15 protein-coding genes are annotated in these 15377 nt (G+C 59.5%); 5 read left to right on the top strand and 10 right to left on the bottom strand.

Annotation, left to right across the window (positions count from 1 at the left end; translation table 11 throughout):
• Window positions 1-49 precede the first annotated feature (49 nt).
• The 7 genes from JOE33_RS04030 to JOE33_RS04060 all read right to left on the bottom strand — a co-directional run bounded on the left by JOE33_RS04030 (window position 50) and on the right by JOE33_RS04060 (window position 5273).
• On the bottom strand, window positions 50-868 hold the full coding sequence (locus JOE33_RS04030) for a DUF4892 domain-containing protein (protein WP_187625716.1): 819 nt from the start codon (window positions 866-868) through the stop codon (window positions 50-52).
• 139 nt (window positions 869-1007) lie between these two features.
• Window positions 1008-1862 (bottom strand): alpha/beta hydrolase, encoded by an 855-nt coding sequence (locus JOE33_RS04035; RefSeq protein WP_187625717.1) that lies wholly within the window; start codon window positions 1860-1862, stop codon window positions 1008-1010.
• A complete protein-coding gene (locus JOE33_RS04040; protein WP_054993951.1) occupies window positions 1859-2668 on the bottom strand; it encodes an alpha/beta hydrolase in 810 nt (269 codons plus the stop codon). The genes JOE33_RS04035 and JOE33_RS04040 overlap by 4 nt, the downstream gene beginning before the upstream one ends.
• Window positions 2669-2920: 252 nt before the next feature.
• Window positions 2921-3364 (bottom strand): hotdog fold thioesterase, encoded by a 444-nt coding sequence (locus tag JOE33_RS04045; protein WP_004410366.1) that lies wholly within the window; start codon window positions 3362-3364, stop codon window positions 2921-2923.
• A 62-nt stretch (window positions 3365-3426) separates the two neighbouring features.
• Window positions 3427-3882, bottom strand: coding sequence for a phosphohistidine phosphatase SixA (gene sixA / locus JOE33_RS04050; protein WP_032614482.1), 456 nt, complete (start codon window positions 3880-3882; stop codon window positions 3427-3429).
• A complete protein-coding gene (locus JOE33_RS04055) occupies window positions 3879-4223 on the bottom strand; it encodes a DUF4389 domain-containing protein (RefSeq protein ID WP_187625718.1) in 345 nt (114 codons plus the stop codon). The genes sixA and JOE33_RS04055 overlap by 4 nt, the downstream gene beginning before the upstream one ends.
• A 24-nt stretch (window positions 4224-4247) precedes the next feature.
• Window positions 4248-5273 carry an NAD(P)H-dependent glycerol-3-phosphate dehydrogenase gene (locus JOE33_RS04060; protein WP_032614479.1) on the bottom strand — a complete coding sequence of 342 codons (1026 nt, stop codon included), beginning with the start codon at window positions 5271-5273 and terminating at the stop codon, window positions 4248-4250.
• Window positions 5274-5559: 286 nt separating this feature from the next.
• Here JOE33_RS04060 and JOE33_RS04065 point away from each other — a divergent pair, with 286 nt between their 5' ends.
• The 3 genes from JOE33_RS04065 to fabB all read left to right on the top strand — a co-directional run bounded on the left by JOE33_RS04065 (window position 5560) and on the right by fabB (window position 9468).
• The gene (locus JOE33_RS04065; protein ID WP_209924036.1) at window positions 5560-7497 is read left to right on the top strand and encodes an ATP-binding protein; all 1938 of its coding nucleotides are present in this window, start codon (window positions 5560-5562) and stop codon (window positions 7495-7497) included.
• A gap of 221 nt (window positions 7498-7718) precedes the next feature.
• Window positions 7719-8234, top strand: a complete 516-nt coding sequence (gene fabA / locus JOE33_RS04070) for a 3-hydroxyacyl-[acyl-carrier-protein] dehydratase FabA (protein ID WP_003316569.1) — start codon at window positions 7719-7721, stop codon at window positions 8232-8234.
• A gap of 10 nt (window positions 8235-8244) precedes the next feature.
• Window positions 8245-9468 (top strand): beta-ketoacyl-ACP synthase I, encoded by a 1224-nt coding sequence (gene fabB / locus JOE33_RS04075; protein ID WP_010432918.1) that lies wholly within the window; start codon window positions 8245-8247, stop codon window positions 9466-9468.
• A 252-nt stretch (window positions 9469-9720) separates the two neighbouring features.
• Here fabB and JOE33_RS04080 read toward each other — a convergent pair whose 3' ends face one another.
• A complete protein-coding gene (locus JOE33_RS04080) occupies window positions 9721-10449 on the bottom strand; it encodes a dienelactone hydrolase family protein (protein WP_187625719.1) in 729 nt (242 codons plus the stop codon).
• Between the two features lie 90 nt (window positions 10450-10539).
• The gene (htpG, locus tag JOE33_RS04085) at window positions 10540-12447 is read right to left on the bottom strand and encodes a molecular chaperone HtpG (RefSeq protein WP_010432925.1); all 1908 of its coding nucleotides are present in this window, start codon (window positions 12445-12447) and stop codon (window positions 10540-10542) included.
• 313 nt (window positions 12448-12760) lie between these two features.
• Between htpG and JOE33_RS04090 the strand changes: the two genes are divergently transcribed.
• Window positions 12761-13021 (top strand): lipoprotein, encoded by a 261-nt coding sequence (locus tag JOE33_RS04090; RefSeq protein WP_003316565.1) that lies wholly within the window; start codon window positions 12761-12763, stop codon window positions 13019-13021.
• 93 nt (window positions 13022-13114) lie between these two features.
• Here JOE33_RS04090 and brnQ read toward each other — a convergent pair whose 3' ends face one another.
• A complete protein-coding gene (gene brnQ / locus JOE33_RS04095; protein ID WP_096131247.1) occupies window positions 13115-14428 on the bottom strand; it encodes a branched-chain amino acid transport system II carrier protein in 1314 nt (437 codons plus the stop codon).
• A 301-nt stretch (window positions 14429-14729) separates the two neighbouring features.
• Between brnQ and JOE33_RS04100 the strand changes: the two genes are divergently transcribed.
• Complete coding sequence (locus JOE33_RS04100) at window positions 14730-15305, top strand: GNAT family N-acetyltransferase (RefSeq protein ID WP_032613526.1); 576 nt, start codon at window positions 14730-14732, stop codon at window positions 15303-15305.
• Window positions 15306-15377: the final 72 nt, after the last annotated feature.

The following is a 15377-nucleotide window of genomic DNA, read 5'->3' on the forward strand; positions in this document are numbered from 1 at the left end:
TCGGAGGGAGCGAGCATAATGGCGAACCTGCCTGTCCGCCATCGCTGTTCTAGCGGATAACCTCGATCTTGAGCCCCTTCCCTTCATTGACGCCTGCCTCGAGCCGGGCGGCGCGAACGCCTTTGGCGATCAGGGCTTCAAGCCAGGGGCTGGCACTGGGCCCGGACACCGTGGCGCGCAGGCTGCTGTCCAGGTTCAGGGCGCGGGAAACAAGGGTCACCCAGGCATCCTGTGGTTCGCCGCTCAGGCGGGGCAGTTCCAGCTTGCCGGTGCTTCGCAATTGGCGCAGCAAGGTGGCCGAGGTCGGCAGCAGTTCGCCCAGTGGCGCGGAGGATTCAAACTGCTCGACGTGCAGGTAGGCGCGGCGGTTGCCACGGGTGATGCTGTAAAGCGCTACCAAAGTGTCACTGCGCGGCTCTGCCAGACGCAGCAGCAGGTAAGCCTGGCGGTCATCCGCGCCATACAGTTTGGCGTTGCCGAACACTTCGTTGGCCCACAGGCTGCTTTCTCCGCAGTCGCGCGCCTGACACCAGAACAGCAGTTCGGCTCCCTGCTGCTGCAAGGATTCGCGAGCTGCGGTGAAAGCGTCGTCGGAAGTCCGCTCGGCAGGTAGTTGATAGGTGACCGACGTCAGATTGCCACGCGCACTGACCTGGCCGTCGAAACGCAACTGGCCGCTGATCTTGCGGATCGAGCCCATGGGGTAGACGCGCTCAAGCTCGGCAGCCGGGCGATAATCGACGAATTCCGTGTCGGCCAGACGCGGCAGAATCTGCAGATCACTGCTGCCTGTTACATCTGCGGCACAGAGCCCGGCGCTGAACATCGACAGGCACAAGGCGACAACGGGAGCACTTGATAAACGCATGAGTGCTCTCATTGGCAGGCAAGCAGGGAACGAAAATATAAAAGATCGCCGGCAAGGCGGTCACGAGAGGCTGCAGATTGATCCATCACGGTTGACTCCTGTTTCAACCCGCCCAGCGTCGGCAGTTGCCGGGCTCAAGTCAAGAAGCAGCGAAGAAGCGATTGATACAGTGTGCAACAGAGCTTGCACCCTGCTCATCGTCCAGGTGCAGGTGATGGCCACCCTCAAGCTGCACGACGTCGAAAGGCAGACCGGACAGCATGAGCTGGTTTTTCGCCAGCATGCCGCCCGTAGCGACCAGCAGTTGCGTCGGGCAACGGATAGCGTTGACGAAAGACATCGCCTGCTGATGTGTAAGACGTATCGCAGAAGGCAATGTCAGGCGACCGTCACTGCGCCAGGTATAGCCGCCGGGCACCGGCATCAGGCCGCGCTGCGCAAGTAATTCGGCAGCCTCGCGACTGACCGGGAGGACGCCTTTCATGCGCGCCTGAACAGCGCGTTGCTGATCCTCGTAAACCGGCTTTTTCTTGCCTGACAACCTGAGCTGCGCCTGCAGAGCGGAGCCCATCCGCTCGGCGGCGGATTCAGGGTCGCCGGTCAAGGGAGTCAAACCATCGATCAGGGCCAGCCGAGTGACACGCTCCGGCAACGACCCGGCCAGCAATACCGAAATGATCGCGCCCAGCGAGTGGCCCATCAGGGCGAAGCGCTGCCAGCCCAGTTGCTCGGCGACCTGCAGCACTTCAAATACATAGTCGGCCAGCGCATAGGATGCCCCGGCAGGCCGATGCTCTGAATGACCATGCCCGGCCAGATCGAGCGCCACGATGCGCAGGCTCTCCAGTTGCGGCGCCAGCCGGGCAAAGCTGTTGGCGTTGTCGAGCCAGCCATGCAAGGCAATCACCGGCTGGCCGTCCTCGGCGCCGTAAAGGTGAGCAGCGAGTTCGATATGCCCCAGATTGAAACGGACTTCCTCCACGGTAAACGTCACGCCGTCACCCTTGAAGCGCTACGCGCGCCCCAGCGAGCGAGCAGCGTTTTGAGCAGCAATGCCGTTTCATCCGGTCGTTCAAGGGGAAACATGTGCCCTCCGGGCATGGTCAGGTATTCGCCTTCGCGCATGCGTCGGGCCAGATAGCCATGATGAGGCATGATCACCCGGCTGTGTTTGCCTCGCACCATGGCCAGCGGTACCTTGAGTTCCCGTGACGGCATGGGGCTGGTGTGCGGGATGCTGCGGTAGATGCTGATCTCGGTCGCCGGGTCGAAGCGCAGACGCCACTGCCCGCCGTCCTCGCGCAGACCGTGTTGCAGGTAGGCGGTCAGGCAGTCGGGATCGAAGCGGCTGAACAGGGTCTTGCCAGCGAAGTAGGCGCGTGCCGACTGCAGATCGTCAAACGCCTCACGACGCCCCAGGGTACGACCCGCTGGCGTGATTCGGTCGATAAAGCCCAGGCGCTTGGCGGCGCGGATGAACAACTGATCAGCCAGCCCCAGCACCGGCGAGTCGAGCATCACCACGCCCCGGTAGAGTTCCGGGCAGCGCAATGCTGCATGCAGATGCAACACGCCGCCGAGCGAGTGCCCTACCCCCCACACCGGGCCCGGCTGCTCATGAAGATGGTGGATCAGCTCATCGACCAGATTCAGCCAATTGTCATCCACCGGAAAACGCGGGTCATGGGCGTGTTGCTCAAGATGAACCACCGAATACTCCGGGGCCAGCGCGCAAAACAGCTTGCTGTACGTCGCCGAAGGGAAGCCATTGGCGTGAGCAAAGAACACGGGTTGCGACATGCCAATACTTCCATGAGCGGGCGAGTCACGATTGTGCCAAGTTGCTTCGCGGATCGGCAATGACTGGAACCGCCATCGCAGGTGTCACTCCGGCCATCAGGATTACCTTGATAAGGTGCTCGGAGCGACGTGAACGCCTATAGCGTGTGTACGAGCCGGTCCAGGCTGGCCTTTATACAAGCGACCTGAAAGCCAGAAGATTGACCGACCAGAGCCTTGGCTTCAACAGCGAGCTTTAATAGCCAAAAACACTCAATTGACTGGAGGCTCTTTGCCGTGCGGTACCACGGCAACCGTCAAGCGTGAAATGCAGCTTGGCTTGCCTTCGTCGTTGCTGATACGGATGTCCCATACATGGGTGGTCCGGCCTATGTGTACGGGTCTGACCACACCGGTGACACGTCCGCTACGCACACCACGCAAATGGTTGGCGTTGACCTCCAGCCCGACGCAGAAATACTTGCTCGGGTCGACGATCAGGTAACTGGCCATCGACCCCAGTGATTCGGCCAATACCACGGATGCGCCGCCGTGCAGCAGCCCGAAAGGCTGATGGGTACGTTGATCGACCACCATGCTGGCTGTCAGAGAGTCATCGGTGAATGCTTCAAAACGAATATCCAGCACTTCACCAATGGTGTTTTTTTGAGCCGCCATAAGGGCTTCGATATCGGGAGCCTGACGCCATATGCTCATGCTAAATCCTTTTCCCGGGAGAGCCGCATTCGCGGCGGTCATTCATTGTGCGCACAGACCGTTCAGACGTGCCTGACGCTGTTGAGGCGCATCCCGCCTGCCACTGCGAACTCGCCTTCCAGCTCGGCAAGACTGGCAGTGCTCATGGGCTCGGCCTGCTGCGGACTGCCGTGCGCCAGTACCCCGATCAGTTCGCCCACCAGAGGCTGATGGCTGACCAGCAGCACTTCATCGACACCCAGCTTGTCCAGTTGCGCCAGCACTTCGCGCGGGCTGCTGTCGGGTGTAAGCCAGGGCGCAGTGACGATCGAGTCATCGAATGCCAATGACTGACGCACCAACTCGGCAGTCTGTTGTGCACGTACGTAGGGACTGGCAATGATCCGTTGCACGGGCTTGTCTGTCAGCTGCAGCGCACTTTTCTGCACTTCCTCACGCCCGTGTGCCGTCAACTCGCGCTCGGCATCACTGCGCGCCCGCGACTGCGCTTCGCCATGACGCAATACCCAGACCTTCATGGCTTTGGCTCCTCACCGCGCACCGGCTGTACCGCTGACGAAACATGATGGGCCGCCTCGCCTTCGGGCGCACGCGGCGCCGGCCAGTCGCCGAAAGGCCAGGGTTTGTGGTCACTGTGAAACGTCCCGAAACGACCGATCTGCGCCAGGTACTGGCTGATGCTGTCGCCGAAGTTCATCAGGCCGCCATTCGGTGCGCCGTAGATCAGGCGATAGACCAGTTGCACCAGCACCACACCCGCCAGAATGATCTGCGCGACGTGCCATACACCCAGAAACAGCAGCATCCATAGAATGCGCAGCAGGATCGATTCGTTGTGCTGGATTTTCGACTCGTTCAAGACCTTCTCCTGATCAGACTGAATTCAATTAAAGCCGGTAATCGAAATGAAATCGACGTCCGTCTTGGGCTCGGCCCGCATCAGCGCCTCGATGACCTGGCTGAGCGTACGGCCTTCAAAAAGAATCGCATGCAGCCCGGCGACCAATGGCATATAGACCTGCACTTCCTGCGCTTTTACCTTGAGCACCTTGAGGGTGTTCACGCCCTCGGCCACCTCGCCCAGGCGCGTGACCGCTTCGTCCAGCGTCAGCCCCTGACCCAGCGCAAACCCGACCTGGTAGTTGCGGCTTTTCGGCGAGGAGCAGGTGACGATGAGGTCGCCTACCCCGGCCAGTCCCAGAAAGGTCATCGGGTTGGCACCCTGGCTGACCGCAAAACGGGTCATTTCCGCCAGTGCCCGGGTGATCAGCATGCTCTTGGTGTTTTCGCCCATGTCCAGCGCCACCGCCATGCCGGCAATGATCGCGTAGACGTTCTTCAGTGCCCCGCCCAGCTCGACGCCAAACCGGTCATTGCTGGCATAGACGCGAAAGGTTCGCCCGTGCAATGCGGCCTGAACCTCCTGACACAACGCTTCGTCTTCGCTGGCGACCACCGTTGCGGTCAACGCATGCTCGGCGATTTCCCGCGCCAGGTTGGGCCCGGACAGCACGCCGATACGCGCTTGCGGGACGATCTCTTCGAGGATCTGACTCATCAGCTTGAAGCTCTGCGCTTCAATACCCTTGGTCAGGCTCACCAGCATCTTGCCATTCAGGCGCTTTACGTGAGGCGACAGCACCGAGCGCAAGGCACTCGACGGCAAGGCAACGAAGATCAGTTCACTGGCGTCGAGCACCGCCGTCAGGTCGGTGACCGGCTCAACCTCAGGACGAATCTTGATGCCCTTGAGGTAACGGGGGTTTTCGCGATTGACGCGAATGGCCTCAGCCTGCTCCGGATCGCGCATCCACTGACGAACCTGATGGCCGTTCTCGGCCAGCAGATTGGCAATGGCCGTACCGAAGCTGCCACCGCCAAGCACCGCGACGGGTTGCTGTGTGGTCATAAAACTATCCATCCAGAGCCATTCAAGTGGCGATGCCGTCATTATACGGAGCAACACGTTATCAGCCAGCGACAAAGCTGATCTGTTACGCACTCCGAACGGCTTCAATCAAACAAGTTCGCTGGAAACACGCGCCATCTCGGTTAACATGCGCGCACAGCATGAATCATCGCGATAGCCGGCCCTGCCTTGTGCAGCCGGACCGATTCGCGACCACCGGGCGAACAGGCATGGATGCATCAATCGAACTACCTCCGCAGTGCCTTGCGCGCGAGGCGCACGGCCGATGAGATTTCGGCACTGGGACATCAACACCCGCACACAGATCATCAGCCTTGGCCCTGCCCTGTTGCTGACGGCCTTGTTGATCAGCTTTTTTACCTTCGTGCGTATTCAGGACCTGCGTCAGGAACTCAATCACACCGGGCAGCTGATCGCCAACCAGCTGGCGACCGCGGTCGAGCCGGGCGTGACCACCGGCGATATCGAGGGCCTCAAGGCGTTGATGCGCGCCACGCTGTCCATGCCCAGCGTTCGCTATGTGGAAATTCAGGACAGCTCCAATACCTCGGTGATCTACATAGACCAGCCGCGCGAAAACGAGCAGCAGACCCGGCAGATGGAAGTGTTCCTGGCCCCCGTTCAACCGCAGCGCACCACCATTCACGGCAATCCCGGCAAGCCTGACGCAGGAAAAGGCCAACCCGCACAGGGCGCTTCACAGAGTTATCTGGGACGGGTTCTGGTCGGCATGTCCAGCGAAGCATTCAGCCGGCGTCAGCAGGAGATACTGCTCAAGGCCGGCGTCCTGGCGATGGGCGCTCTGATGTTCGCCTTTCTGTTGGCGCGCAGCCTGGCCTTGAGCCTGTCCAGACCCATCAGCGATATGGGCGAAGCGCTCAAGGCGATTCAGCAGGGCGATTACCACACACCCATGCCGGTCAGCGACGACGCCGAGCTGGGCGCGCTGGCGCGGCACATCAACAACCTGGCCGAGAACCTGCACCGCACCAGCCTCGAGCAACAGCGTTCGGTGGCACAACTGATCCATACGCGGGAAGAAGCCGAACAGGCCAACCGTGCCAAATCTGATTTTCTGGCCATGATGAGTCACGAGCTGCGTACCCCCATGAACGGAGTACTGGGCATGCTGCAGTTGCTGGAAACCACGCACATGACCCATGAGCAGAGCGAGTACGCGACGCTGGCGACCGAATCCACCGAGCATCTGCTGCGCGTCATCAACGACATCCTCGACTTCTCCCGCATCGAGCGCGATGCCCTGCAAATGGAAGGTATCCCGTTCAACCTGGCTGAACTGGTCAGCGCCTCGACCCACGCGTTCAACCACAGCGCCGCGCAACGCAACCTGCTGCTGGAGCTGCACATTCAGCCAAGCCTGGAGGGCATGAACGTCATAGGCGACCCGACCCGCATTCGCCAGATTCTGGTGAACCTGATCGGTAACGCACTTAAATTCACCGAGCAAGGCAAGGTCTGCGTCGAGGCCAGGTGGGCAATGCTCGACGCTGAGCGGCTGCACTTCACCTGCGCGGTACAGGACAGCGGTATCGGTATCGACGCCGAGCGACTGGAATCGATGTTCGATGCATTCAAACAGGCCGACAGCTCTATTTCCAGGCGTTACGGTGGCACGGGGCTGGGGCTGCCGATTGCGCGGACCCTGGCCGAACGCATGGGCGGCACCTTGCACGCCGAGAGCGAGGAAGGTTCGGGCTCGTTGTTTACGCTGCAGATCCCCCTGCCCGTCTCGCGCGACACTTCGGTGGCTATTGCCAAGCCGCTGTCGATACTTGATGCACATGGTCGGGAGCGCAGCATCTTGCTGGTCGAGGACAATCCGGTGAACCGCACGGTGGTGCAGGCCATGTTGCGTAATCTGGGGTGCGAGGTCGACATCGCTGTCGACGGTGCCGAAGCAGTGGCGAAGGCCAGCGCAGGCAACCACGCGCTGATTCTGATGGATTGCCGACTGCCGGTCATGGATGGCTATGAGGCCACCCGTCGAATCAGGCAACTTTCCGGGCTGGAACGAATCCCAATCATTGCCCTGACGGCTAACGCGTTGCAGGGGGATCGGGACGCCTGTTTGCAGGCAGGAATGGATGATTACCTGCCCAAACCCTTCAAACATGCTGATTTACAGCAGGTTTTACAGCGCTGGCTGTCCTTTGAAGCACCTGCGACTGGCGATAAATGTTAAATTGCGGCAGTCTTGGCATCCAGATCGGCCAGCAAAATCGGCTGAATGACAAAATTCAGTGTACAGGTGTACCTTGATTTCACCTGAGCTGTGACTTTCATTACAACGCAACAGTCTATGAGTAGGCTGCCGGACAGGGTCCTGGCGAAATTAGCGCGCCAGGACTGGCGTTCGGGCCAGTGGCGCCACAACCTGCCGCACAAGATTATTGAGGAGCTCGCATGACCAAACAACACGCCTTTACCCGGGAAGACCTGCTGCGCTGCAGTCGTGGCGAGCTGTTCGGCCCAGGTAATGCGCAACTGCCCGCCCCCAACATGCTGATGGTTGATCGCATCACGCACATCAGCGATGAGGGCGGCAAGTTCGGCAAGGGTGAGTTGGTCGCCGAACTGGATATCAATCCGGACCTGTGGTTCTTTGCCTGCCACTTCGAAGGTGATCCGGTCATGCCGGGGTGCCTGGGCCTCGACGCCATGTGGCAGCTGGTTGGCTTCTATCTTGGCTGGCAGGGCAATCCCGGCCGTGGCCGTGCCCTGGGTTCAGGCGAAGTGAAGTTTTTCGGTCAGGTCCTGCCTACCGCCAAGAAAGTGACTTACAACATCCACATCAAGCGCGTCCTGAAAGGCAAACTGAACCTGGCCATCGCCGACGGTTCAGTGAGTGTAGACGGTCGCGAAATCTATACCGCCGAAGGCCTCCGGGTCGGCGTGTTCACTTCCACTGAAAATTTCTAAGGGTACTCGCATGCGCCGCGTCGTTATCACTGGTCTGGGTATTGTTTCCTGCTTGGGCAATGACAAAGAGACCGTCACCGCTAACCTGCGTGCTAACCGCCCTGGCATCCGCTTCAACCCGGAATATGCCGAAATGGGTCTGCGCAGCCAGGTTTCCGGCTCCATCGACCTGAACCTGGAAGAGCTGATCGATCGCAAGATCTTCCGCTTCGTCGGCCATGCGGCAGCCTATGCCTATCTGGCGATGAAAGACGCCATCACCGATTCGGGCCTGACCGACGAGCAGGTTTCCAACGTACGCACCGGCCTGATCGCCGGCAGCGGCGGCGCTTCGACCCTGAACCAGATGGAAGCACTGGATACCCTGCGTGAGAAAGGCGTCAAGCGCGTCGGCCCCTACCGCGTCACGCGGACGATGGGCAGCACCGTTTCGGCCTGTCTGGCCACGCCGTTCAAGATCAAGGGTGTGAACTACTCCATCTCGTCCGCCTGCGCCACCAGCGCACACTGCATCGGCAACGCTGTCGAGCAGATTCAGCTGGGCAAGCAGGACATCGTCTTTGCCGGTGGCGGAGAAGAAGAGCACTGGAGCCAGTCGTTCCTGTTCGACGCGATGGGCGCACTGTCCACCCAGTACAACGAAACGCCGGAAAAAGCCTCGCGTGCCTACGACGCCAAGCGTGACGGTTTCGTCATTGCCGGTGGCGGCGGCATGGTAGTGGTCGAAGAACTCGAACACGCTCTGGCGCGTGGCGCGAAGATCTACGCAGAAATCGTCGGTTACGGCGCTACCTCCGATGGCTACGACATGGTCGCACCCAGCGGTGAAGGCGCCATTCGCTGCATGAAGATGGCCCTGGGCGATATCGACTCCGGCGCGATTGACTACATCAACACCCACGGCACCTCGACCCCGGTCGGCGACGCCAAGGAAATGGAAGGCGTGCGCGAAGTATTCGGCGCCAACGCTCCGGCGATCAGCTCCACCAAGAGCCTCTCGGGCCACTCGCTGGGTGCCGCGGGTGTCCACGAAGCGATCTACTGCCTGCTGATGATGGAGAACAACTTCATCGCAGGTTCGGCCAACATCGACGAGCTGGACCCGGTGGTTGCCGACATGCCTATCCTGCTCAAGACTAAGGAAGATGCCAAGATCGATCTGGTCATGAGCAACAGCTTCGGCTTCGGCGGCACCAACGCCACGCTGGTGTTGAAGCGCTGGGCGGGCAAGTAATACTGCTTTTGCCGCAAACAAAGAAGGCGCCTTTCGAGGCGCCTTTTTTGTGAGTCGGAAAAACGTGGCTAGCGCTCTTCGGTATACCTGCGGGGACGATGGATCTCCAGAACACCGATCGTTCCTCACGCTCCAGCGTGGGAATGCAGTTCACGACGCTCTGCGTCGCAAGAGGACGCAGAGCGTCCGGATCGGCATGCCCACGAAACGGTAGTGTTATCCGGCATACCTTAGGGGACGATAGGTGTTCCTTCAGCCGAACACTTCTTTCAGCAAATCATGCATCGACTTGAACGCGCGGCTCGACACTTTGGCGTCGTACATCATCATGCCCGGCACGTTGGCGTGCGGATCGGTGAAGGAATGGAATGCGCCGCCGTAGCTGTGGAGCTGCCAGTCCACGCCAGCGGTGTTCATCTCGTCTTCGAAAGCCGGCAGTTGCTCTTTCGGCACCAAAGGGTCAGAGGCGCCGTGCAGGACCAGCACCGAGCCCTTGATGTTTTTGGCGTCAGCCGGGTTGGGTGTGTCCAGCGTGCCGTGGAAGGAGATCGCGGCTTTCAGTTCGGCACCGGTGCGCGCCAGCTCCAGAGAGCAGCAGCCCCCGAAGCAGAAGCCAAAGGTTGCGATTTTGCTTGTGTCCAGGGACACGCCCGCCTGGCTCAACAACTGATCGAGTCCTGCCTGCATACGCTTGCGCAGCAGACCGCGATCATTCTTGAGCGGCGTCATGGCCGCGCCCGCCTCGTCGTTGTTGCCCGGACGAATCTGCTGACCATACAGGTCAGCCAGCAACACTACATAACCCTCGGCCGCCACCGCTTTGGCGATGTCTTCGGCACCCTTGCTGACACCCATCCAGTTGGGCGCCATCAACAGACCCGGCTGTGCAGCAGTAGCTTTTGTGTCGTACACCAGACGGCTTTCATAAGACTGACCATCAATCTGATAGACCACAGAACGAATTTCGATATTGCTGCTCATTACTGACTCCTGATCGTTGGAGAGATGAAGAACGTGTCGCGGGAACTGAAACAAAAAACCCGCCGAAGCGGGTTTCTTGTCAACCGGCTATCAAACCGACAGTTCTACCAGCAACTTGTTCAGACGGCGCACGTAAGCGGCCGGATCCTTGAGGCTGTCACCGGCGGCCAGCGCGGCCTGATCGAACAGGATGTGCGACAGATCGCCGAAGCGGTCTTCGCTCTGCTCGGCATCGAGTTTGCCGATCAACGGGTGGGCAGGGTTGAATTCGAAGATAGGCTTGGAATCCGGCACCTTCTGCCCGCTGGCTTCCAGAATCTGACGCATCTGCAGACCCATATCCTGCTCGCCAATGGCCAGAATCGCAGGCGAATCGGTCAAGCGATGGGAAACCCGCACTTCGCTCACCGACTCACCCAGCGCGGCTTTCAGACGCTCGATAAGGCCTTCCTTGTCCTTGGCGATCTCTTCCTGAGCCTTCTTGTCCTCTTCGGAGTCAAGATTGCCCAGGTCCAGGTCACCACGCGCCACATCCACAAAGCCCTTGCCATCGAAATCGCTCAGGTAGCTCATCAGCCACTCGTCGATACGATCGGTGAGCAACAGCACTTCGATGCCCTTCTTGCGGAAGACTTCAAGGTGCGGGCTGTTCTTGACCTGCGCGTAGGATTCGCCAGTGAGGTAGTAGATCTTGTCCTGACCTTCCTTGCCACGCGCCAAGTACTCGGCCAGAGAAACGCTCTGTTCGCCGCTGTCGTCGGACGTCGATGCGAAACGCAGCAGACCGGCGATTTTTTCCTTGTTGGCGAAGTCTTCTGCCGGACCTTCCTTGAGGACCTGACCGAAGTTTTTCCAGAAGCCCTTGTACTTCTCCGGCTCGTTTTTCGCCAGCTTCTCCAGCATGTCCAGCACGCGCTTGGTCAGCGCCGACTTCATCGAATCGATGATCGGGTCTTTCTGCAGGATTTCGCGGGAAACGTTCAGCGACAGGTCATTGGAATCGACCACGCCCTTGACGAAGCGCATGTACAGCGGCAGGAACGACTCGGCCTGATCCATCACGAACACACGCTGCACGTAGAGTTTCAGACCACGCGGTGCTTCACGCTGATACAGATCGAACGGCGCACGCGCAGGCACGTACAGCAGCGAAGTGTATTCCAGCTTGCCTTCGACCTTGTTGTGGCTCCAGCTCAGCGGGTTCTCGTAGTCGTGCGCGACGTGCTTGTAGAACTCCTGGTACTCCTCGTCCTTTACCTCGGTGCGCGGACGGGTCCAGAGTGCGCTGGCGCGGTTGACGGTTTCCCACTCCAGCGCCGGCGCCTCCTCGCCTTCGGCTGCCGGAGCCTGCTCTTTGGGCAGCTCGATCGGCAAGGCGATATGGTCGGAGTATTTCTTGATGATGTTACGCAGGCGATAGCCGTCAGCGAACTCTTCTTCACCGTTTTTCAGATGCAGAACAATACGGGTGCCACGATCAGCCTTGTCGACAGTAGCGACTTCGAACTCGCCTTCGCCCTTGGAAGACCAGTGCACACCTTCGCTCGCTGGCGTGCCGGCACGACGGCTGAACACTTCGACCTGATCGGCAACGATGAACGCCGAGTAGAAGCCCACACCGAACTGACCGATCAGGTGCGAGTCCTTCTTCTGGTCGCCCGACAGGTTTTTCATGAAATCAGCGGTGCCGGACTTGGCGATCGTACCCAGGTGGGTGATCACGTCTTCACGGCTCATACCGATGCCGTTGTCTTCAAGCGTAACGGTCTTCGCGTCCTTGTCGAAGCTCACACGAATTTTCAGCTCTGCGCCGCCTTCCAGCAACTCGGGCTTGGACAACGCTTCAAAACGCAATTTGTCGACCGCGTCAGACGCGTTCGAGATCAATTCGCGAAGGAAAATTTCCTTGTTGGAATACAGCGAATGGATCATGAGGTGCAGCAGTTGCTTTACCTCGGTCTGGAAGCCCAGGGTTTCCTTTTGAGTTTCCACACTCATAATCATCAAACTCCGATCTGGATGGTATAAGCCATCACGGTCAGGCAGCAGCCTGTGTGACAGCGGGTAGTCATCAAGGTGGGGGCTGGGTCGGGGATTTCAAGAGCCAATGATGCCTGGAGCGTGTTTCATGCACCGGGCACGAGGCGAATCAGCCTGCTCGGAGCTCGCCGGAACGACTCATGACTGGCGCACTTTCATCAGCCTGTAACGACCGTGAAACAACGCCCTCCATTATTGTCGTCACGGGTGGAACTTAACCCTCGGGGGCAGGCTCTTAGGCTCGTGAATAATCAATAAGGAGAAACACCCCATGCGTAAATCTTTAGCTTATGCCTTGATGCTTTCTGCCACCCTGGGCCTTGCTGCCTGTGACAAAAAGTCCGAAAACACTCAGCAAGATGCCAACAAGGCAGCTCAGCAGTCCCAGGAGTCGATGGAAAAGGCTCAGGAAAAAGTGAATGACGCGGCCAAGGAAAGCCAGGAAGCCGCTCAGAAGAACGCTGAAGCCGCTCAGCAGCGCACCAATGAAAACGCCGACAAGGCGCCAGAAGCAGCACCAGCCACCAAGTAAGGCTGACACGCTCGCAGAACTAAAAAGGCCCGCTTATAGCGGGCCTTTTCATGCAGCACGATTTTTCCTGCGCAATCGTCTAAAGCACGGCCTTCAAGCCAGCGCCTCGCTGCGCTTGCCCATCACCCTGTCGACCACCACTGCAACTGCCAGTGTGACAACAGCAGGCACCAGCCACGCAAGCCCCTGATCACCCAGCGGCAGATGGCTCAGAACATCCGGCAGAGCCTCGGCGAAACCAGCGCCCTTCAGCGCATCGATCAGGCCAAATACCAGAGAAACCAGCATCACGGGGGCCACCACACGTCCCTGGCTCTGCCAGAGCTCCTTGCAGAAGCTCAGCGCGACCAGAACGATGCACGGCGGATAAATCGCCGTGAGCACCGGAATCGAGAACTGGATCAGTTTGGTCAACCCGAGATTGGACACCAGCAGCGAGAACACCGCGAGGATAATCACCAGCGTTCTGTAGGACAGCGGCAACACCTTGGCAAAGTATTCGGCGCAGGCACAGGTCAGGCCTACTGCAGTGACCAGACATGCCAGGGAAATCAGCACGGCAAGGAATCCGCTGCCCAGCGAACCGAAGGTGTGCTGCACGTAGGCATGCAAAACCGCTGCGCCATTGCTGGCACCTGCCGCCACGGCGTGGCTGCCGGAACCGAGACGAAACAGACTGACATACACCAAGGCCAGCCCGACCCCGGCAATCAGCCCGGCAATGATCGCGTAGCGAGTGATCAGACGAGGCGATTCGACACCGCGAGAGCGGATCGCGTTGACGATGACGATACCGAAGACCAGCGCCCCCAGCGTGTCCATGGTCAGGTAGCCATTGATGAAGCCCTGGGAAAACGGCGCTACCGCGTACGCCGGCTCCGCCTCCCCTATTCCGCCTGCCGGCAAGGCGAATGCCGCGATGCCCAGTACCGCCAGAGCGATGATCTTGAGCGGCGCCAGAAAACGTCCGACGGTATCGAGCAAGCGCCCCGGGTACAGCGAAACCCAGAACACCACCAGAAAGTACACCAGGCTGTAGAGGAACAAGGCCATCGGGGTGTCGCCGGTCAGCGGCGCGAGACCGACTTCGAACGAGACCGTAGCGGTACGCGGAGTGGCGAACAATGGACCGACCGCCAGATAGCAGACTGCAGCCAGAGCTCCGCCGGCGATCTTGCCAATCGGACTGCTCAGGGCATCCATCGCGCCGCCGACCCTGGCCAGAGCGATCACGGTAATGACCGGCAAGCCAACCGCGGTAACCAGAAAGCCCAGCGCCGCCATCCATACATGCGGCCCGGCCTGCAGACCCACAATGGGGGGAAAGATGATGTTGCCAGCCCCGACGAACAGGGCAAATGTCATAAAACCGAGTGCCAGGATGTCCTGGCCTTTCAACACTTTCATTACGAGGGACCACACAGAATCGAAATAAGGGATGGGACGTCACCCATGAATGGGGCAGACGCAGCCCGTCGGCGTAAGACGTGGCAGTACCTTGCGAAACGCCCCTCGTGAGGGCAACGCAAAAACGGCGGACAGGGTAGCCAACTTCGCTGGAAAATGCACTGTCTCAGGGCGAGACAGCCGACGACGCACCTTGAACTGGCAGCTGCAAAAGCCACTGTAAAACGGGAAATGCCTGACAGACCAGCGGTGTGCTCATAGATAGATTGAGCGCCCCTTCCATACCCGGCAGCTTATTTCCATGCCCGACATCACTCACCTGAGTGCGATACCCACGCCAACCCTGCATACGCCACGTCTGGTCCTGCGCCCATTGCAGCTTGAAGACGCCGCGGTGATGCAAAGCCTGTTCAACCAATGGGAAGTGGTGCGTTATCTGACCCACCACGTGCCCTGGCCTTATCCAGATGGGGAAGCGCTGCGCTATATCCGTGAGAACGCCTTGCCGGCCATGCAGGACGGTGAAGAATGGCACTGGTCGATTCGTCTTTGCGGCGAACAGGATCGCCTGATCGGTGCCGCGTGCATGATGGATGAGGAGGACAACAATCGCGGGTTCTGGCTATCGCCACCCTATCAGGGGCTGGGCCTGATGTCGGAGGTCTGCGTGGCCATCGACCGTTTCTGGTTTGAAACCTTGAAACGCCCGGTTTTACGTGTGGCCAAATCGGCTTTGAATGAAGCATCGTGCCGCCTGTCGCGGCGCGAAGGCATGCGCCTTGTGACTGTGCAGGAAGCACAGTTTGTCTGCGGGACGACACAGGAGCAGATATGGGAATTGACCCGCCAGGAATGGCGGATGAATAACAATCGATAGACGGAAACAGGGCCAGGACGCCGCGCTGCGTTTTTCACCCGCCCAAACAAAAGCCACCCGAAGGTGGCTTTT

The organism is Pseudomonas sp. PvP027 (assembly GCF_017833005.1).
In the GTDB taxonomy this organism is placed as follows: domain Bacteria; phylum Pseudomonadota; class Gammaproteobacteria; order Pseudomonadales; family Pseudomonadaceae; genus Aquipseudomonas; species Aquipseudomonas congelans.